Below are 20,366 nucleotides of genomic sequence, written 5' to 3' on the forward strand. Positions count from 1 at the left end.
ACGCCGCCAGCGTTCGTCCTGAGCCAGGATCAAACTCTCCATAATAGTAAAACTATTTGAAAGCTTAATTGCTCATTTGCGTTGCTAGCGAGATTTTGCAATCTCTTCTTTGAACGATTTCTCGTTCGTGCTTACTCACTCGTTGTTCAGTTTTCAAAGATCAATGTACTGTTCGTCCTACTTTCTTTCGAAAGCCGGAAGATCAATATAACACACTAACAATTCATTTGCAACTTGTTTTTCTCAAGTTACTTCTTTATCCCCGCATGTCTCAGCGGCAACTTTTATAAGATACCACAGATGCTGCGACCGAGTCAACACATGATTTACTTGAATGATTTTCCATCTAGATCAAAGTCAGTTTTAAGCCTACTAGAAGTAAAACCCCGGGAATCCCTAGTATAGTAACCGTCCCTAGAGTGACTGTATTTATAGGAAGTTCAAATTGTGTATACGTACTTAATAAGTTCAACGTATATAAGAGAAATGCTGCAACAACAACATTCAACCCCAATGCGGATAATACCCTCCCTCCGCCGCGACTGCGAAATATCAGGAAGACTAGCATAAGAGATGAGAGTATGAGTACCCCCCATATGACATATTTAAGATACACCTACTTCACCTCCATTAACCGGTCGCTGTCAATTAGACTTACACCTAGCTTTTTCGCTTGTTTGATAAGCATTTCAAATCTCTTTTCTGCAGCTTCCATCGCATAGATGGCATAATCAATTTGATCCTTGTCCAAAGCAAACTCAAAGTGTGCTTGAGCAGCCACCCAAGTCTCATGAGCTGTACGTATCTCTTGGATCAGCATCTGCTTGTCCTTTTTCAGTTCTTCTTGAGCGCTTTTCGTATTTGGGCTCTTCATCCCGTACTTTCCTAATAAAGCTGGTCGCACAAGCAAACCTCCATTCCTCATCTAACCGGATTGATTTATCCATATGGGAGAAAAGGAGATTTTAGAACTTCAAGATGCTTTTTTGGGCAGCAAAAAAGAGAGCTTTGCAGCTCCCTGATTATGATGCAGCTTATTTATAATTCCCTGCGCCCTTCCATGGCTTTGGTCAGAGTTACCTCATCGGCATACTCCAAATCTCCGCCCACTGGCAGCCCATGCGCGATACGCGTAACTCGGAGACCGAATGGCTTGATTAATCTGGACAAGTACATAGCTGTAGCTTCTCCCTCAATATTGGGATTGGTGGCCAAAATCAATTCCTGCACCGTTTCATCACCCAAACGCTTGAGTAATTCAGCAATATGAATTTGATCCGGTCCAATCCCTTCCATCGGTGAAATCGCACCATGCAGCACGTGATAATACCCTTCGAATTCTTTGGTACGTTCTAAAGCGACCAAATCCTTAGGCTCTTGTACGACACAAATGATGGAACTGTCCCTACTCTTATCTTGACAGATGCGACAGGGATCAACGTCGGTAATGTTACAACAAACAGAGCAGTAGTGAAGGTTCCGCTTCACATTGACGAGTGCTTTCGCGAAGTCAATCACTTCTTCTTCTTTCATGCGTAGGACATGAAAAGCCAGGCGGCCTGCCGTTTTGGGACCTACCCCAGGCAGACGTGAGAAAGCATCGATTAACTTGGCTATCGGTTCGGGGTAATACAAAGGAAGACTCCTTTATTTTTCAGAATCGTTACACTTGGTTGTCTTAGAACAATCCAGGGATATTCATACCGCCTGTGAATTTGCCCATATCTTTGTTAGCAATTTCTTCTGCTTTGGACATTGCATCATTTACTGCCGTAAGCACGAGATCTTGCAGCATTTCAACATCTTCAGGATCAACAGCTTCAGGCTTAATTGTAATGCTTTGCACTTTTTTGTGTCCGTTAATAATAACAGTAACGACACCGCCGCCTGCTGTACCTTCGATCATTTTGGTACCTAGTTCTTCTTGGGCTTTCATCATTTGTTCTTGCATTTTCTTTACTTGTTTCATCATTTGGTTCATGTTATTCATCGTAGTTAGCTCCTTCATATTTAGTCTTCTTTAATTGTCACTAGCTCTTCGCCAAATAATTGGATCGCTTCCGAAATCCATTCTTCTTTGACAGCAGTTCCGTTGCCTTCGCCATCAGCGACAAGCTCCATTACTTCTGGAGCGCTGCTAGCCGCATCATTCTTAGCGTCGTCCCATTCTTTGCGCATAATCGTAAGTAAACGCATAGGTTTGCCAAGCACCGAAGTAAGCACTTGCTCGATAATGACTTTGTTTTCTGGCTTTTCCGTTGTATTGCGATGCATCTCATTCTTGAAAGCAACGAGTACAACATCATCAAGCATAGACACCAAATCACCATTAACGAACCAAGCATGTACGGTAATCTTCTTTTCTTTGACATCGCCTAGTACTTGACTCCACTTTAGGAGAGCAGCTTTGGTTTCTGGACTCTCCGCGGCTTTCAAGTAACCATCCAGCTTGATGCCCGACTTCTTCGAAGGAGCTGAGGCCACCGGCACTTTGGCCGAGGCGGCTTGCCTCGCATTGGGATCGGCTGCTGCACCCGTTACTCCCGATTTTACCAGTGAAGCTATCTGTTCTTCAAGTTGTTGAAGTTTCTGGGTCATTTGGGCAAAAAGATCACCTTGAGGCATACGCCCTCCAGCATCTGCCGCGATATTGACAGTCGAACTGCTCTCTGCTCCTCTGTGACCACCGCTAATTTTCATAATCGCTATTTCTAACAGAGTCTGAGGCTGTACAGAGTATTTCATTTCGCTTTGGTAATGATTCAACGTCTCAATCATAGCCATCATTTCACTCGGTGAGAAGTGATTCGCTACTTCCCTTAGTTCACCCATATCAAAAACACGTTCACTAATCACAGGTGAATTAGGTACCATGCGAACCATGAGTAAATCACGGAAGTAATTAATCAAATTCTCAATACATTTGTCAGCGCTCTTGCCTTCCTGCATGAAAGTATCGATGAGCTCGAGCGCGGCTCCAAGATTCTTTTCTTTGATGTAAAGAACGAGCTTCTTGAATTGATCGGAAGCTACGCCGCCGGTGATAGACAAAATGTCTGAGAGCTGAACTTCACCAGTCGAAAAGGAAGCGGCCTGATCCAGCAGGCTGAGCGCATCCCGCATCCCTCCATCCGATAGTCTCGCTATATAATGGAGAGCTTCCTCGCTAACCGAGATCTGCTCCTGATCACAAATATACTGCAGCCGCTGAACCTGATCTTCCATCGAAACTCTCCGAAAATCAAAGCGTTGACAGCGGGAAATAATCGTCGCCGGTATTTTATGCGGTTCCGTTGTTGCCAAAATAAACATGACATGCGCCGGAGGCTCCTCTAGTGTCTTCAAAAGGGCATTAAAAGCTTCGGTCGTGAGCATGTGCACTTCATCGATGATGTACACCTTCTGCCTTACTTCTGTAGGGGCATACTTCACTTTATCACGAATATCCCGAATTTCTTCTACACCGCGATTGGAGGCAGCATCGATTTCGACAACGTCCATGACAGCACCTTCGGTGATTCGTTCACATGCTGAACAAGCGTTACACGGCTCTTCTGACGGACCGTTTAAGCAGTTGATTGCCTTGGCTAATATTTTGGCCGTACTAGTCTTACCTGTTCCCCGAGGTCCGTTGAACAAATAAGCATGAGTAAGGCGATTTTCTCGCAAAGAATTCTGCAGCGTCTGCGTGATATGTTTCTGACCGACAACTTCACGAAACGTCTGAGACCTCCACGTTCGGTACAGAGCGATATGTGCCATAGTGTTCCTCTCCAATAATCCCTGCATGGAATGACTGAATCCATTATACTATAACGCACCTAGGGATGAAATAGATGATCAAGTATAAGGAATCGATATTGTAAACGTCGTTCCAAAGCCCTTTGAAGAAACACGTATCGTCCCCCCCATATCGTGAATGATTCGTTGGCACACCGAAAGACCTAATCCGGTACCCGTGTCCTTGGTTGTGAAGAATGGATCGAAAATTTTGTCAATCACGAACATCGGTATGCCAGAACCTGTATCATGAATGTCAATGCAGACATTTCGTTCCACCGTGTCTACTTTCTCTGAAATCGTTAAAACCCCTCCATCCGACATAGCTTCGATGCCATTTTTACAAACATTTAAGAATACCTGTTTGAGCAGCTCTTTATCAGCAATCACTTCCGGTAAATGATACGAGGCCTCATATTGGAGATTCACATCGTAAAGAATAGCTTCATTATTGATAATAGGCAAAATCCCTCGCAGCACTTCAGTCACATCGATCCTCTCATAAGAAACATGCTTTGGCTTACTCAGCAGCAAAAATTCATTTACCAACTCGTTGATTCGATTGATTTCCTCCAGCATGACTACCGTGAAACTCTGTTCTCTCTCCATCCCTTTCACTTCAAAAGTGCGCCGAAGCACCTGAAGAAATCCTTTGATTGAAGTTAGCGGATTCCGAATTTCATGAGCTGTGCCAGCAGCAATTTGCCCGATCATTGCGAGTCTGTCACTTCTTTGAACCATTTCTTCCAACGAGCGCATATTCGTGACATCTTTGAAGATGACATAAGCCCCAACAATATTACCTTGATTATCTTTGAGCACATTCGAATCCAACAGCAGCTCAAACCGCTCTTCATTGTTCGTCCATGAAACCGCATGATTGCGGACTACAGCACCATTCAAAATCGTTCGTTGGACAAGCTTATGCTGGCTGGGAATGGTAGCAAAAATCTCATCTAACGACTTATTAAGAATATGCTCCCGATCCATTCCTAGAATCTGACATGCTCGATCACTGACGTCAACAAGCGTAAAATTCACACTAATCAATAAAACACCCAAATTAATATCTTTCAAAAAAGCGTCCGAGAACCTCTGCAGCAAGCTTAACTGCGAGCTATCCTGATGCTTCATGGTCAAGAGATACATATACTTCTCGCCGCGCATAAGCTTCAGCATCGAGAACTGATAAAACATCGTTTCACCATTCTTGCCTACTAAGAATCCATGGGGCCACTCCCCTGGACTGGAATCGTTCTTAAAGTAAAATTCGTACAGCTCACGCAAAGATGCCCTCACTTTAAAAAGTTGAGGGAATGAGATATGCGTAACTTCCTCAGCTGAATAGCCCGAGTATTTCAAAACTTGATCTGTTGCTAAAATGATCTTGCCATCCTCATCCACAACGAGCATCCCCGTTTGTATGCTATGGTTGAATAGCTTCCTCATTTCATCGATGGATACCATGTAATCTTGAGGGTCATGAATGGACATTTCAGCAACACCTTCACTTTCTCTCTATTCAATCGCAAAATGCGCAAACGTTTACATGAATCTACATGTTATAACCATTCTCTCTAGAGTAAGATTTTTCCTTCCCTTGAAAAAAAGAAAAAACGCCATAGATACTGGCGTTTTGTTAGGTGTAATTATGAAAGTTCACATTTAATTATTAAAACCGTGCACCTGTTATTGATAAAGTGATACAAGCGAACTCTTACCGTTGGCTCAAATCAGGCAACCCCTCGGCACATGAAACATCTCACTTACGGCTGCTTCCTTCCAGACCTGACCGGGTTCATGAGCATTCATTGCGAAGGACCCGACTCTCAACACCACGTGTAAAAGCCAGACCTCACATCACAGTACCGCTAACAGGAATTCAACCTCGCTACAGCGGATTGCGAGTTACAGGGCACCGCTACCTCCCCATCTAGCACGGTAAAATTAGTATAGCTGATTCAATTACAAATAGCAACCGAGGGCAAAATCTACCTGTTAAGGAACCATTTTTACGATTACATTGTAGCGCGGCATGTTGGTGTTCAGCGCCATTTGAGCTTGTGAGCGAAGCTCCTCCACTTGCGCAGCCGTCAAAGATGGTCTTGGTTTTATTTTCACCTTGGCGGTCGGTCCGTTAATGGAGATATTGGTTTTCTCAATACCTTGCAGCTGTGAAAGCACGGCCTTCATTAAGTTCGAATCATCTTCGTAGTGATGATACGTAGGATTAAGCGGGTCGTTCGGATTGACACTCGTAATTCCCAAGTAACCGTCTTGCTTGTAATGCTGGGCTTTATAATTTGCATCATTGGTCTGAGGCGGGTTCTTATTACCAGAATTAATGCCACAGCCGATTAAACTCATGATGAGCATAATAGCTCCCGCAAACTTAAGCAGACCCCTAAACATAAAAACACCTCCCATTGGACTCTAAGCCTAAGCTTAGGATGACCAAGGGAGGTTGTCTTATGCTGATTGGCAGCAAAGTAATTGATGCCAATTAGATTCCGTATTTCTTTTTGAACTTGTCGACACGGCCGCCTACATCGATAAACTTTTGTTTACCTGTGTAGAAAGGATGGCAATTAGAGCAAATCTCAACGCGAAGATTTTGCTTAATAGAACCCGTTTCGAACACGTTACCACAAGCGCAAGTCACTGTGGTTGCATGATAAGTAGGATGAATACCTGCTTTCATGATGGTTCACCTCTTTCCGCCCTGAATCATTTGCTGAAACAGAGTTAATGGACGTACCTATGGATTATATCATATTCGGAAGTCTTGATGCAATGGAAAAAGACTGTGGATGACTTCCTTTTAGAGCACCGTAGTTACCGTTCGATCACTCGTATAGAACTTCGGTGTATGCGAGTAGGAACCCAGCACCACATCGGGAAGTTCTTGTTCGAAAATCTCAATCATTTGCTTCATCCCAAGCAGTTCACCTCTTGCTTTGGGGATTATGCCAAGGTAACTCTCGGGATCAATATTCAGGTTGCGCAATTGAATCAATTTTAGTCCTGTTCTTCGCACGAATTCGATCATCGCTTCGATCTCTTCTTCTCGATCGGTTACACCTGGAAATACGAGATAGTTGATCGAAGTTATAACTCCTTTATCCGTGGCGTAGCGGAGAGACTTCTCAACATTCTTGAGCGTGTAAGCTCTTGGCTTATAGTAGGCGTTGTAATGATCATCCAGTGCGCTAATCGTACTAACCCGCATGAGATCAAGCCCCGCATCAACAATGCCGCGGATATGATCCGTGAGCCCTGCATTGGTGTTGATGTTAATATAGCCCATCTTCGTTTGCTCACGTACTTGCTTGATGGCATCGATTATAATCACAGCCTGCGTGCTAGGTTCCCCTTCACAGCCCTGTCCGAAGGAGATAATACTCTCAGGCGTCCGCAGATGCTCAAGCATGATCTGAGTGATCTCTTCGACCTTAGGCTTGAAGTTCATACGAGTCTGAGGCGCTACGAAGCCACTCTCATCCGGTTGCTCCGAAATACAGCCGAAGCATCCTGCGTTGCAGGAATAGGAGACCGGAACGGCACCCTCCCAACGTTGAAGGAACGTATTCGAGGCTGTCAAACATTCATAACCCAGTGCACAGTTGGACAAATGCGCATATAACCGATTGTCCGGGTACTTAGCAACCAATCGTTTGACCTCTACCTCGAGCTCAGTTGGGTCACAATGAACCGGATTCCAATAATAAGGATTATCTGTCAATCGAGCGGCAACATAGAAACCGTCATCCTTCCACACGACAGCCGTATATCCGAACAAGGGCAGCGCCTTAGACTTGTCTGATTTCACATAGCCAGGGAGCAGAAGTCTAGTAAAGCCTTGCGGCAGTAAGGCTCCAACAGCGTGATAATCTCCCTCAACCAGCTTCATATCACCTGTTGCGGCATCAATGCCTACCGGACGTGTAAACGGAAGACTGACTAATGTTGATCCCTCAGGTAGAGGAATCAACTCTTCTTCCAAAATTTCTGTTATCATTTCAGCGTTTCGACCAAGTGCTAAGAAATCAGGATGATCAAAAACGTTTCCTTGTGAATCTGAATAAACCAAGTTCATAACGGTACTCCTCTTTGTTCGTCACGGATAAACGACATAAGTCGTCCTTAAGGACGACCGTGTTTGTCATGATTGATGCGAAGCAGATTATTATTTGAAGCTTAGGAAGCTGAATTTTTGACTTTACCTTTGTTAACACCTGTAGATCCCGCTGAAGGGGAAGCCAAAGAGTCCAAAAACTCTTGATTAGTCTTCGTATCGGCAAGCTTCTTAATGAAGGATTCTGTATATTCATGCGAATCATTCATCCCTCTGCGAAGCGCCCAAACCTTCTCGAGTTCATCTTTACCCAGAAGTGCTTCTTCGCGGCGAGTGCCTGACTTACGAATATCAATCGCAGGGAAGATACGGCGTTCAGCCATTTTACGATCTAGATGAAGCTCTAGATTACCTGTACCTTTAAACTCTTCATAAATGACGTCATCCATACGCGAGCCAGTTTCTACGAGTGCAGTAGCAAGAATTGTTAAGCTGCCGCCTTCTTCAATATTACGGGCAGCCCCGAAGAAACGTTTAGGCCGATGAAAGGCAGCAGGATCTATACCACCCGTTAACGTCCGGCCAGAAGCAGGAACCACAAGGTTATAGGCTCTAGCCAACCGGGTAATACTGTCCATGAGAATAACAACATCTTTCTTATGTTCAACTAGACGCATCGCACGCTCTAGAACTAGCTCAGCAACTTTAATATGATTTTCTGGAAGCTCATCGAAGGTAGAAGCAACTACTTCGCCTTTGACGGAACGCTGCATATCGGTAACTTCCTCCGGACGCTCATCGATAAGCAGAACGAAAAGTTCAATTTCTGGATAATTCGTGGAAATGCTGTTCGCAATTTCTTTCAGCAGCAATGTTTTCCCAGCTTTAGGAGGTGCTACAATCAGACCGCGTTGGCCTAATCCAACAGGAGCAAGTAAATCCATAATACGCATGGAAATCTTGTTAGGCTCTGTTTCGAGTGTAATCCGCGTGTCTGGATAAAGAGGCGTCAATGCAGGGAAATGAAGTCGTTCCGCTGCCGTTTCCGGCTTCTCTCCATTCACCGCTTCAACTTGAAGAAGCCCGAAATAGCGCTCATTCTCTTTAGGCGGGCGGCATTTGCCCGATACAATGTCCCCAGACCGCAAATCAAATTTGCGAATCTGGGAAGCGGAAATATAAATGTCCTCTGAGCTTGGAAGGTAATTAATTGGACGCAAGAATCCAAAGCCCTCCTGAAGGATCTCGAGAACACCCTGCATGAACATTAGACCACTCTCAGCAGCTTGTGCACGTAAAATGGCAAAGATGAGTTCTTTTTTCTTCAGCGTACCGTAGTATTGGATCTGATGTTTCTTAGCTAGTTTATATAATTCAGTAAGCTTGAGTACTTCAAGCTCAGCAAGCTGCATGCTCATGTTTCAACCACCAAACTATTAAATTTTCAATTGGATTCTAGCATTGCCTGTTACTTGGTACTTTATTCCTCACTCTCGCGCCAAACCTCGGCACCCAGTGAAGATAAGTTGAATACCAAGTTCTCATAACCACGATCAATAAACTCAACCCCGGATACTTCTGTGATGCCACCTGTTCTTACGCTTAGGCCCGCAAGCACAAGAGAAGCTCCTGCTCTCAAATCCGTTGCTCTCACTTTGGCAGAACTGAGCTGTGAGCCCTCAATAATGGCTGAGCGTCCTTCGACCTTCATCTTTGCTCCCATACGCACTAGCTCAGGAATATGCTTGAAACGATTACTATAAACGTGGTCCGTTAATATACTAACTCCTTTAGCTTGGCAAAGTAAGCTTGCCATTGGAGACTGTAGATCCGTCGCAAACCCTGGGTAAATTAAAGCTTTCACATCAACACTTTCGTATTCAGGCTGACCGACAACACGAATGGACTCATCCATTTCGTAGATATGTACGCCCATTTCCTGAAGCTTTGCCGTCAGAGCCTCCATATGTTTAGGAATGACATTGTCGACGGTTACATCGCCGCGTGTAGCCGCTGCAGCAATCATGTACGTACCTGCTTGAATACGGTCAGGAATAATGGAATGGCGGCAACCATGCATCTCAGTTACGCCCTCGATACGAATAGTCTCTGTTCCAGCGCCCTTAATTTTGGCACCCATTGAGTTTAAAAGTGTTGCCACATCTATGATTTCAGGCTCTTTGGCCGCATTTTCGATAATCGTAACGCCTTTAGCGCGAGAGGCAGCCAGCATGATGTTAATCGTCGCTCCAACACTCGCCATATCTAAGTATATTTTGGCACCGCGCAGTTCTTTGGCGCGTATCTTTAAGGCGCCATTCTCATTGCTAACCTCAGCACCTAAAGCTTCAAAACCTTTAATATGCAAATCAATCGGACGTGGTTCGAAGTTACAGCCACCCGGCAGACCAATCGTCGCCTCTCCAAATCTTCCGAGCAGAGCTCCCATTAAATAGTAGGATGCTCTAAGCTTCTTTACTTTGCCATTCGGCATAGGAAGTGATTTCATCCGACTTGGGTCGATCGTCATCCGATCTTCGTTCCAGTCAATGGTAGCCCCTAAATCCGTCAAAATTTCTGTATATATAGCCACATCACTCAGATGAGGCAGATTATCCAAAGTAACCGATGTTTCAGCAAGTACAGCGGCTGGAATGAGTGCAACCGCACTATTCTTAGCCCCACTAATTTGAACTGTTCCCCGTAGTGGACGTCCCCCGACCACCATTAATTTTTCCAACATGATTCTCCCCCTAAACCAGGTGCCTACTTACTAAGTAGTAAATCAAAGCAACCAAATACAACCTAAGACGCACACAAACTTTACCAAAGATATTCGACTCCACCTCGCCCTTTAAGACTAGCGATCGTCAAAAATCAAGTGAACGAGCGTATAAAATTAATAATTACTTATAAATCCATACAAAAAAGCGACCATTTACAAACTAAAACAGCCACGGTTCTCTCGGAGAACATAAGCACAAAAAAATAGAAGAAGGAAACGCTCGTAATGACACAGACGGACGACATTCTTTCGTCTATCCTCCGTCTGTGCCTTACTGCATTTCCTACCCTGTCTATACAATTGGAATTAAGCTTGGTTGCTGCTTCCGAACAATTGAATTTTGGATTTTACTACTTCGATCATTGCATTACGAGCCGGGGTGAGATATTTACGAGGATCATAAATTTTAGCATCTTTGTTCAGAGCCGCGCGGATGTTTTCTGTGCATGCCACTTGATTCTCTGTGTTAACGTTGATTTTACCAACGCCTGCCGCGATAGATTTACGAATCATTTCGTCAGGAACGCCGGATCCACCGTGTAGAACCACAGGGACTGGAATCGCTTTGGAAACTGCTTCGATAATATCAAAGTGAATGTTAGGCTCGCCTGCGTACATACCATGTGCAGTACCTACAGCGATAGCCAGACAGTCAACACCTGTTTCTTCGTAGAAACGGATAGCTTCTTCAGGTTTTGCAAGGTTAGCGTGCTCTTCATCAACAGAGATGTCGTCCTCAACGCCGCCAATTGTTCCAAGCTCACCCTCAACGGATACGCCCATTGCACGAGCTGCTTTTACGACTTCTTTCGTCAAACGAATGTTTTCTTCGAAAGAATAGTGGGAACCATCGAACATAACGGAGCTGAATCCCGCACGGATACATTTCATTGCTACTTCAAAGGAACTGCCATGATCTAAGTGTAGAGCAATCGGCAGACCGGATTTTTTAGCTGCAGCTTCAGCAATTGCCACTGTAAACTCAATACCCATATATTTTAGTGCGCCTTCGCTAACACCATAAATGAACGGGGATTTTAATTCGATTGCAGCTTCCACAATCGCTTGAGCGAATTCAAGGTTGTTCATATTAAATTGACCCACCGCGAATTTGTTCGCTTTTGCTTTAGGTAAAAATTCATTCATTGAAACCAATGCCATGTTTCTCTTCCTCCTAGAACCTATAGTAGATGCGTATACCGCTCTTTGTCATACCTGAGTTATTATAGCACATAACTTTTCAAATGATAACCAAGCCCTCGTTTTTTCAGAAACAAAAAAGACCCTATGACTAGGATCCCACTGCAAAACCGCTGCTTGATTCATTATTAAGCTGCATATTGACCGCCATACGCAATTCATCAATATCAAAAGGCTTCGTAAAGTGCATAATCGCACCCAAATCCGTTGCTTCTTTAATCATATCGAGCTCGCCATAAGCTGTCATCATAATGACTTTGATCGATACATCAATGGCTTTAACATGTTTTAAAATATCCAGACCGTCCATACCAGGAATTTTCATATCCAGTAGTATAAGATCAGGCGAAGAATTTTTCACGATTTCCAAGGCCAATTTGCCATTCGAAGCCTGATAGGTATCGTACCCTTCGTTACTGAATACCTCCATGAGTAGTACACGAATTCCATTTTGATCGTCGACAATCAATACCTTTTTCTTCATCAGCCTATTTCCCTCCCGAAAACGAATAACAAACTCCCTCTTTATGTTTATAAAGTTATTCGCTATTCATTTTCGATTTCCTTCTGAGGGAAAAAACTAATTGAAAAGTTTTACAGATAAGTTGGTTATCTGGAGGGACAACCGTTAAAGCAAGAATTAACGCGCGATGAACTGAGCGGCTTTCACGAATTCACGGAAAAGCGGCTGTGGACGATTCGGACGCGATGTAAATTCCGGATGGAATTGAACAGCAAGGAACCAAGGGTGACCTGGAAGCTCGACCATCTCAACCAACCGGCCGTCCGGTGACGTACCGGAAATGCGCAAACCAGCAGATTCAATCAATTCGCGGTATTCATTATTAAATTCATACCGGTGACGATGTCTCTCATAGATAAGCTCATCATTGTAACACTGCTCAGCAAGAGAGCCCGGAACAACCTTGCAAGGATATAAGCCCAGACGCATTGTACCGCCTAAATTCTCTATATCCTTCTGCTCTGGCAGTAGATCGATGACTGGATAAGCCGTTGTAGGATTAATCTCAGAGCTGTTCGCGCCATCCAAGCCTGTAACAGAACGCGCATACTCAATAACAGCAACCTGCATACCCAAGCAAATCCCAAAGAATGGAATCTCCTTTTCGCGGGCATATCGGATCGCTTCCACTTTACCTTCAATACCGCGATCACCGAATCCACCAGGTACAAGAATACCTTGAACACCGGAAAGAAGCTGATGGACGTTATGCTCAAAAATATCTTCTGCATTCACCCAACGGATATCAATTTCGGAGTCATTATCGATGCCGGCATGACCTAGTGCTTCAACAATACTTAGGTAAGCGTCATGCAGTGCAACGTATTTCCCCACGATCGCAATTTCGGTCTTCTTCGTCAATGATTTAACTTTACGAACAAGGCTTTCCCATTCCTTCATGTCTGGCTCGTTCGTACGTAGTTTCAGGTGATTAACAACATAATCGTCAAGCCCTTGCTCGCGAAGCATCATCGGAACTTCGTACAAGGTTTCCGCATCCTTACATTCGATGACAGCTGCAGGATCGATATCACAGAATAAAGCTAACTTACGCTTCATATCTTCGGTTAGAGAATGTTCCGTACGGCAAACGATAACGTGAGGTTGAATGCCCAGCCCGCGTAGTTCTTTTACACTGTGCTGTGTAGGTTTCGTCTTCACTTCACCAGCTGCTTTAATATAAGGAATCAGCGTAACGTGAATATACATGACATTCTCGCGGCCGATATCATTTTTCATTTGACGTATAGCTTCCAGGAACGGCAAGCTTTCGATATCTCCTACCGTACCACCAATTTCGGTAATTACGACATCGGACCCAGCTTCACGACCAGCGCGAATCACACGTTCTTTGATTTCATTCGTAATGTGCGGGATTACTTGTACCGTGCCGCCCAGATATTCGCCTCTGCGCTCTTTGGTAATGACGGAGGAGTATACTTTACCTGAGGTTACGTTTGAACTTTTGGAAAGGTTAATATCAATAAAACGCTCATAATGACCTAAGTCCAAATCCGTTTCTGCCCCATCGTCGGTTACGAACACTTCACCGTGCTGGTAAGGACTCATAGTTCCCGGATCCACGTTAATGTACGGGTCAAACTTTTGAATAGTAACTTTCAAACCTCTGTTTTTGAGCAATCTCCCTAAGGACGCTGCTGTAATTCCTTTGCCAAGGGATGAAACTACGCCTCCCGTAACGAAAATGTATTTTGTCACTATGTACGCCTCCTAGAGTTTAGTATGGTTTTGAAATATAAGAAACTTACGCCGTAAGGCATAAGCTTATCTTTTGCCAGAAGAATGACTTTGTAAGCATTAGCTTCTGCTAAATGGGGGTTTTCATGAAAATAAAGTGAAAAAACACAAAAAAAACACTAAAAAAACAAAAAAAGTGACACCCGTAGTGACGGGGCACTTTTTGAACGCTTGAGCGAAATGTTAAGATTCTTTTAAAGCCCATGCAATAGTTTACTCTGAACAGATAGGGGCTGTCAAGACAAGTTATTTGCCGTCTTCAGCCTCTTCATCCAAATCGTCTTCCTCGTCTTCCTCATCGGAATCCTCATCTAAATCATCTTCACTATCTTCGTCTGTTTCTTCAATACCCGCTTCGCCAAGATCCTCTTCGATCTCTTCATCTTCGAAGAATTCAGTATCCTCTTCCGCTTCTTCCTCTTCGGTTTCGGTACCAAATGTATCGTACTCATCTTCTTCTGCGTATGTATCTTCTTCTTCAGCGTAGATGTCTTCATCCAGATCGTCATCTTCGTCGTTAATGATTCTTGGACGCTTCGCGTTACCAACCGCATCGTCTGATTTCTCGACAGGATACCAGCGTTTCAAACCCCATAGGTTCGTACCCACGCAAGCAAAACGTCCATCGATGTTGATTTCCGTATATAGTTGGGCAATCACTTGCATAACATGCTGCTCAGACAGCCCTTTTATTTTAGCAATTTCAGCCATCAGGTCACGATAGTAAAACGGCGTATTCGCCGACTTCAGTAATTCAAACGCCAAATCCACCATGGGCATTTCGCGTGCTTGCTCTGTGGTGATTTTGAGTGTGTATTCGCTACTCATCTAAGGCACATCCTTTTCGATCGTGATCGTCATCTTCAGTTCTTCTATCTACCTTATCCAATATCTTCATTAAGTAAAACCTATTTTTTCTAAAAATGCAACTATCCCTAAAATAAACGGCTACGCCGTCCTGTAAGGACGAGTGAGTTTATCAAAAAATATAGCCGACTTATTGTGTGAAACATATAAATTCTTAAGAAAGCGTTCCCCCTAAAATGAATACAAGCGAAGGTCCCCCTCCGCTTGCGACTGTATCCTAAGGAAGCGGTGTGATTGAATCACGGCCGTTTCCACTACCTGAGAAAGAGACACTCCTGCCCGCGCCTCTCTATTTATCCTATGTAAAACCTACGCATCTGACACGGCTTCGCACCCATTTATTTCTATAAAGGCGAGAACACGGTCATACGGGGTGACCTGTACATAAGATAGGGGAGATTCGATTCTAAGCTGTCATGGGGGGATGGCACGATGGATATAGCCACCTTTCTTCATTTGCTTCATGAGGAAATCGGTCTCACCAAGCATTCTGGCAAGAAGCATATCATCCATTTCTCATCGGCTAAGGACTACTACGCATGCAAATCAGAATTGAAACGAATGAAGTCTCAGTTCGTAAACCTCTCCAAGGTCCGCGATCTAAGTATCATTCACGCCTTCTCCTGCACGCTTCGTCCCGATACTAAGCTCAGAGGTATCTCCGGTGTGCCGAACATCGTAGAGGATACCAAAATAACCGTTCACCACGCGATGGGCAACAAAATTACCTCCAAACGATCAAGCAATTTATCGGGCTCTCACACGATACCATGGGGCATCGATCAAGTAGGCGCGCCTGAGGTCTGGAACAAATCGGTAGGTCAGAATATTCGGATCGGGGTCATCGATACCGGAATCGACTACAATCATCCTGACTTACGCAATTCGATATCACGGGGCATCAATTTATTAAACCGCAGCATGCTGCCCTATGATGACAATGGACATGGCACGCATATCGCTGGAACCATCGCGGCAGCTGGCCGCCATTCAGGGATTGTCGGTGTAGCTCCTAGAGCCATTGTTCATCCGGTAAAAGCATTTGACCACGCTGGAAGCGCCTATGTCTCAGACATTATTGCAGGCATCGATTGGTGTGTTCATAACGACCTCGATATTATCAATATGAGCTTCGGTATGAAATCATACAACCGTTCTCTCGAGCAAGCTGTCATGAACGCGTTTTATAGAGGTAAAGTCATCGTGGCTTCATCCGGCAATGACGGCAAAAAGAAATCGGTCGATTACCCCGCCCGTTTCCCCCAGGTCGTCTCCGTTGGAGCCACAACTCGGTTAGGCAAAATCGCTCCCTTCAGCAACCGCGGGAAGCAAATTGATATCTACGCACCAGGCGAGCGGGTCTACTCGTCCTGGCTTAACGGCAAATACAACGAGCTAAGCGGCACTTCGATGGCCACTGCCCATGTCAGCGGCGTCATCGCCTTGATGTTATCGATCAAGCCGATGTCGCCGCCGCAGATTAAAACCGCGCTGCGGCGCTGCGCGATTGGTCTTAACAAGCGAGAAAGCACCACGCGATGGAAGCCCGGGCATTTGAACGCTCGGCGCGCGATCCGGGCGGCGCGGCAGGGCTGATGCAGATTGATGTAAAAGTTGTACAAAATACAACTTTAGTCATTTTAATCTGCTGTATTCACGCGAATATTGCACAAAATACAACATTTTCGTCCAAAAATGGCCACTTTGGATGAAATGCAGGCTATTTTGTTGCACGGAATACAACATTTGATAGCTTGGTGCGAAATACAAGGGAAATTGTTGTACGTTTTACAACAATGCCACTCGCATGCCAGGAATAAGGGTCCTAACAAATTAGAAAAAATGCACTAGGGTTGAATTCGCTATAAATTGCTCACACTTTAAAATGGCACGATAACCATCTTCGTGGTGCGAAACGTTTGTCAAAGTAGATGCACCACAAGTTAAATCCACCATGACTTATACTTCTGGTATTAACAAAAAAAAGGGACGATCACTCATGTCTGAGTAGACATGGGGATCGTCCCTTCGGTTTGTGGAGCAGATGCTACATCCGCTCTGGGGCGGATACGCCAACTACGCGAAGCGTGTTGGCTAAGGTAATGCGAAGCGCGCCGAGCAAGGCGAGGCGTGCCTGGGTCAAGGCCGCGTCATCCGTGATGACATAGTGGCCTCTGTAATAGCTATGGAACTGGCTTGCCAGTTCATAGACATAGCGGATGAGCCGATGCGGCGCATATTGATCAGCCGCAATGGCGATTTCCTCCGGAAGCTCGCCCATCTTGCGCAGCAAGTCGAACTCAGCTTCCGATGTAAGCTGGGAAAGGTCTACCTGCTCCAGCGGCAGCACCTGAATGTTCTGCTCTTCCGCCTGACGGAAGATGCTGCAAATCCGCGCATGTGCGTACTGCACATAGAATACAGGATTCTCATTAGACTGAGAAACCGCCAAGTCCATGTCAAAGTCCAAATGCGAGTCCATGCTGCGCATCGCGAAGAAATAACGAATCGGGTCTACGCCGACTTCGTCCATAAGATCCTCCATCGTGACTGCTTTGCCAGTCCGTTTGGACATTTTTACCTTTTCCCCATTTTGGAAAAGGCTCACCATTTGGGCAATCAGCACAACGAGGCGGTCCGATTCAAAACCAAGCGCCGTCATAGCCGCTTTCATCCGTGGAATGTAGCCATGATGATCCGCGCCCCAAATATTAATCAAACGCTCAAAGCCGCGCCCAAATTTATTGCGGTGGTAGGCAATATCCGGTGTAAGGTAAGTAAAGGAACCGTCATTCTTAATAAGTACGCGATTCTTGTCGTCACCCAGTGGTGTTGTGTTCAACCAAGTCGCGCCCTCTTCTTCATATATGTGTCCATTATCCCGCAGCTCTTGGAGAACGGGTGGAATGAGGTTATCTTCATAAATCGACGTCTCGGAGAACCAATTGTCGAAATGAACACCAAAGCGACCCAAATCGCGTTTGATTTTGTCGAGTTCTTTTTTGAGCCCATAGGTACGGAAATAAGCACGACGCTCCTCTTCTGGCAAGCCGAGAAGGCGATCCCCTTCTTCCGCAGCAAGATCCGCGGCAAAGCCTTTGATATCTTCACCGAAGTAACCGTCTTCCGGCATCTCCGCTTCTTGTCCGAGCGCCTGCAGATAGCGGGCTTCGATTGATTTGGCCAAATTGACCACTTGGTTGCCGGCATCATTGATGTAGTACTCTCGGGATACGTCGTATCCAGCCAGATCGAGTACGTTGCACAGTACGTCCCCGACTGCCGCTCCACGAGCATGTCCCAAATGCAGGGAACCTGTTGGATTGGCACTAACGAACTCCACTTGCACTTTAAGCCCTTGACCGACGTTCGTTGCACCGAAGCGATCACCCATTTTTTGAACATTTTCAATAACCGGGTAAAGATACACTTTGTTCATTTTAAAATTAATAAAACCCGGCCCCGCAATTTCCGCTTCTGCGATATTGGCTTTATCCTTTTGCAGGTTAGCGATAATTTGCTCGGCAATTTGTCTTGGGTTCTGCTTAGCAATTCGGGTCAACTGCATCGCGACATTTGTTGCGAAATCCCCGTGTGTCTTCTCTTTCGGGACCTCTAGAATAATCTCCGGTATTTGCCCCGCGTCCACGATACCTGCAGCTGTAACTGCTTCTATAATGGCTTGTTTAACTATGGCTTTAACTTCATTTATTACATCCATTCGTCTTACTCCTCCTGAATTAACAACTTGATCCTGTATGTTCCCGCATGAGTGCCTGATGCATATAAATCATAGCTCCACCTCGTGATACCGATGCCATGCACGGCCTCCGAAGTAAGCTCATGAGTCTCAATCTCGAGTTCCAATCTACCCTGAGGCGTTTGATAAAAGCCGATCCTCTTCTCGCCGGGCAGAAATGTTTGCTCTGCTTGCACGTCCCCTTGGCGGACGATTCGTATCTGATTGTCTTCCAGCTTAATGAGCGTCACTGTTCGTCCAAGCTCGTTCGGCTCTTCTTCATAGCGGATGTACGTGTGATTGCCTTTACGATAAAGATCCCCTCGCGCTTTCTGCACGGTAGTCTCGCTCCCGCTTCGACTTTCAATTCGGATCCGCACGCGCTGCTTAGCCGTCATGGTCCGTCATTCTCCTATTCTGCAGTACCTGTTTGCACCTTATGTCAGATAAGGCAAGTTAGCTATTAGTTTATATGAAAGGTTCGCTAAATTCAATGTATTACGGGAGATCAGCCTACATAGCTGGGTTATCGTCGAGTGGCAGGGGCGGAGAGCAGAGAGGGATCGTTGGGAATTCAGACAACGGGTTATCGACATTTGACAGTTGACAGTGAAGGAGGACGCGTCATTAAGAGTATCCAAAACAAAAACCGCCAGCGTCCCCGTGACAAGCACAGAAACAACCGGCGGTTCAGTTTCATTATTTAATCAAATCTTCAACAAATTTAGGCAGTACGAAAGCCGCTCTATGCAGGCGCGGTGTGTAGTACTTCGTTGGGAATTCTGGGATTGCAGCTTCCTCAACTTGCAGTGGATCATGCTTTTTACTGCCCATTGTGAAGGTCCAGAGACCGCTCGGGTACGTAGGAATGTTCGCGCTGTACACACGTACGATTGGGAAGATCTCTTTGACATCCCGGTTAACCGTTTGGATCAGGTCTGCTTTGAACCAAGGGTTATCTGTTTGTGCAACGAAGATCCCGTCTTCTTTTAGCGCATCAAAGATACCTTGGTAGAAGCCCTTGGAGAACAGCTCAACTGCTGGACCAACAGGTTCAGTGGAATCGACCATGATAACGTCGTATGTGTTTTTGTGATCGTGAATGTGCATGTAGCCATCGTTAACGATAACTTCTACTCGTGGGTTGTCCAGCTCGCCGGCAATGGTTGGCAGGTACTTTTTGGAGTATTCGATCACTTTACCGTCGATATCAACAAGAACAGCCTTTTTCACTTTCGGGTGCTTCATGATTTCTCGAATTACTCCGCCGTCGCCGCCGCCTACTACAAGCACGTACTCTGGGTTCGGGTGGGTAACAAGCGCAGGGTGCGCAACCATTTCATGATAGACGAATTCGTCTCTGACTGTTGTCATAACCATACCGTCCAGGGTAAGCATCGTTCCCCATTCTTCGGTTTCGATCATCGAAAGGTCTTGGAAGTCCGTTTGTTCTCTCACGTATGTCTCTTTTACTTTTGCTGTAATACCGAAGCTATCTGTTTGTTTCTCTGTGTACCACAGTTCCATGTTTATACCTTCTTTCGCTGCTATATTGGGATGAATAAATCCTGACATTCATTGTCTCTAACAGTGTTCCACCAGTTGGAAAAGTCATGCGAAGCGGTACTGTAATTTCCAA

19 protein-coding genes and 1 other RNA gene are annotated in these 20,366 nt (G+C 45.2%); 1 reads left to right on the forward strand and 19 read right to left on the reverse strand.

The window, feature by feature from the left end; genetic code table 11:
* Window positions 1-346: 346 nt before the first annotated feature.
* The 16 genes from ASG85_RS18345 to rpoE all read right to left on the reverse strand — a co-directional run bounded on the left by ASG85_RS18345 (window position 347) and on the right by rpoE (window position 14,949).
* Window positions 347-568: a pro-sigmaK processing inhibitor BofA family protein gene (locus ASG85_RS18345; RefSeq protein WP_057304511.1), complete on the reverse strand. Its 222-nt coding sequence runs from the start codon at window positions 566-568 to the stop codon at window positions 347-349.
* A gap of 48 nt (window positions 569-616) precedes the next feature.
* Window positions 617-904 (reverse strand): DUF2508 family protein, encoded by a 288-nt coding sequence (locus ASG85_RS18350; RefSeq protein WP_235549288.1) that lies wholly within the window; start codon window positions 902-904, stop codon window positions 617-619.
* 134 nt (window positions 905-1,038) lie between these two features.
* The gene (recR, locus tag ASG85_RS18355; RefSeq protein ID WP_057304457.1) at window positions 1,039-1,635 is read right to left on the reverse strand and encodes a recombination mediator RecR; all 597 of its coding nucleotides are present in this window, start codon (window positions 1,633-1,635) and stop codon (window positions 1,039-1,041) included.
* A gap of 43 nt (window positions 1,636-1,678) precedes the next feature.
* On the reverse strand, window positions 1,679-1,990 hold the full coding sequence (locus ASG85_RS18360; RefSeq protein WP_057304513.1) for a YbaB/EbfC family nucleoid-associated protein: 312 nt from the start codon (window positions 1,988-1,990) through the stop codon (window positions 1,679-1,681).
* 20 nt (window positions 1,991-2,010) lie between these two features.
* Entirely contained in the window at window positions 2,011-3,762 is a 1,752-nt protein-coding gene (dnaX, locus tag ASG85_RS18365) for a DNA polymerase III subunit gamma/tau (protein ID WP_057304458.1), read from the reverse strand.
* Between the two features lie 78 nt (window positions 3,763-3,840).
* Complete coding sequence (locus tag ASG85_RS18370) at window positions 3,841-5,274, reverse strand: ATP-binding protein (protein ID WP_082562266.1); 1,434 nt, start codon at window positions 5,272-5,274, stop codon at window positions 3,841-3,843.
* Between the two features lie 184 nt (window positions 5,275-5,458).
* Window positions 5,459-5,722, reverse strand: an RNA gene (gene ffs, locus ASG85_RS18375) — signal recognition particle sRNA large type.
* A 56-nt stretch (window positions 5,723-5,778) separates the two neighbouring features.
* The gene (locus ASG85_RS18380) at window positions 5,779-6,192 is read right to left on the reverse strand and encodes a hypothetical protein (RefSeq protein WP_057304459.1); all 414 of its coding nucleotides are present in this window, start codon (window positions 6,190-6,192) and stop codon (window positions 5,779-5,781) included.
* Between the two features lie 91 nt (window positions 6,193-6,283).
* Entirely contained in the window at window positions 6,284-6,481 is a 198-nt protein-coding gene (rpmE, locus tag ASG85_RS18385) for a 50S ribosomal protein L31 (RefSeq protein ID WP_029197218.1), read from the reverse strand.
* Between the two features lie 120 nt (window positions 6,482-6,601).
* On the reverse strand, window positions 6,602-7,876 hold the full coding sequence (locus tag ASG85_RS18390; protein ID WP_057304460.1) for a radical SAM protein: 1,275 nt from the start codon (window positions 7,874-7,876) through the stop codon (window positions 6,602-6,604).
* A gap of 101 nt (window positions 7,877-7,977) precedes the next feature.
* Window positions 7,978-9,273: a transcription termination factor Rho gene (gene rho, locus ASG85_RS18395; protein ID WP_060647390.1), complete on the reverse strand. Its 1,296-nt coding sequence runs from the start codon at window positions 9,271-9,273 to the stop codon at window positions 7,978-7,980.
* A 62-nt stretch (window positions 9,274-9,335) separates the two neighbouring features.
* Window positions 9,336-10,595 (reverse strand): UDP-N-acetylglucosamine 1-carboxyvinyltransferase, encoded by a 1,260-nt coding sequence (locus tag ASG85_RS18400; protein ID WP_057304515.1) that lies wholly within the window; start codon window positions 10,593-10,595, stop codon window positions 9,336-9,338.
* Between the two features lie 351 nt (window positions 10,596-10,946).
* The gene (fba, locus tag ASG85_RS18405) at window positions 10,947-11,801 is read right to left on the reverse strand and encodes a class II fructose-1,6-bisphosphate aldolase (protein ID WP_056831204.1); all 855 of its coding nucleotides are present in this window, start codon (window positions 11,799-11,801) and stop codon (window positions 10,947-10,949) included.
* A 130-nt stretch (window positions 11,802-11,931) separates the two neighbouring features.
* On the reverse strand, window positions 11,932-12,324 hold the full coding sequence (locus ASG85_RS18410; RefSeq protein ID WP_057304461.1) for a response regulator: 393 nt from the start codon (window positions 12,322-12,324) through the stop codon (window positions 11,932-11,934).
* Window positions 12,325-12,480: 156 nt separating this feature from the next.
* Window positions 12,481-14,082, reverse strand: a complete 1,602-nt coding sequence (locus tag ASG85_RS18415) for a CTP synthase (protein WP_057304462.1) — start codon at window positions 14,080-14,082, stop codon at window positions 12,481-12,483.
* Window positions 14,083-14,367: 285 nt separating this feature from the next.
* Window positions 14,368-14,949: a DNA-directed RNA polymerase subunit delta gene (gene rpoE / locus ASG85_RS18420; RefSeq protein ID WP_057304463.1), complete on the reverse strand. Its 582-nt coding sequence runs from the start codon at window positions 14,947-14,949 to the stop codon at window positions 14,368-14,370.
* A gap of 471 nt (window positions 14,950-15,420) precedes the next feature.
* Between rpoE and ASG85_RS18425 the strand changes: the two genes are divergently transcribed.
* Window positions 15,421-16,584: a S8 family peptidase gene (locus tag ASG85_RS18425; protein ID WP_060647391.1), complete on the forward strand. Its 1,164-nt coding sequence runs from the start codon at window positions 15,421-15,423 to the stop codon at window positions 16,582-16,584.
* A gap of 451 nt (window positions 16,585-17,035) precedes the next feature.
* Here the strand turns inward: ASG85_RS18425 and argS are convergent, their stop codons facing one another.
* The 3 genes from argS to speE all read right to left on the reverse strand — a co-directional run bounded on the left by argS (window position 17,036) and on the right by speE (window position 20,254).
* Window positions 17,036-18,709 (reverse strand): arginine--tRNA ligase, encoded by a 1,674-nt coding sequence (gene argS, locus ASG85_RS18430; RefSeq protein ID WP_060647392.1) that lies wholly within the window; start codon window positions 18,707-18,709, stop codon window positions 17,036-17,038.
* A 5-nt stretch (window positions 18,710-18,714) separates the two neighbouring features.
* Complete coding sequence (locus ASG85_RS18435; protein WP_047682791.1) at window positions 18,715-19,125, reverse strand: DUF1934 domain-containing protein; 411 nt, start codon at window positions 19,123-19,125, stop codon at window positions 18,715-18,717.
* Window positions 19,126-19,426: 301 nt separating this feature from the next.
* Window positions 19,427-20,254 carry a polyamine aminopropyltransferase gene (gene speE / locus ASG85_RS18440; RefSeq protein ID WP_029197206.1) on the reverse strand — a complete coding sequence of 276 codons (828 nt, stop codon included), beginning with the start codon at window positions 20,252-20,254 and terminating at the stop codon, window positions 19,427-19,429.
* Window positions 20,255-20,366: the final 112 nt, after the last annotated feature.

This window comes from Paenibacillus sp. Soil724D2, assembly GCF_001427935.1.
Taxonomy (GTDB): domain Bacteria; phylum Bacillota; class Bacilli; order Paenibacillales; family NBRC-103111; genus Paenibacillus_E.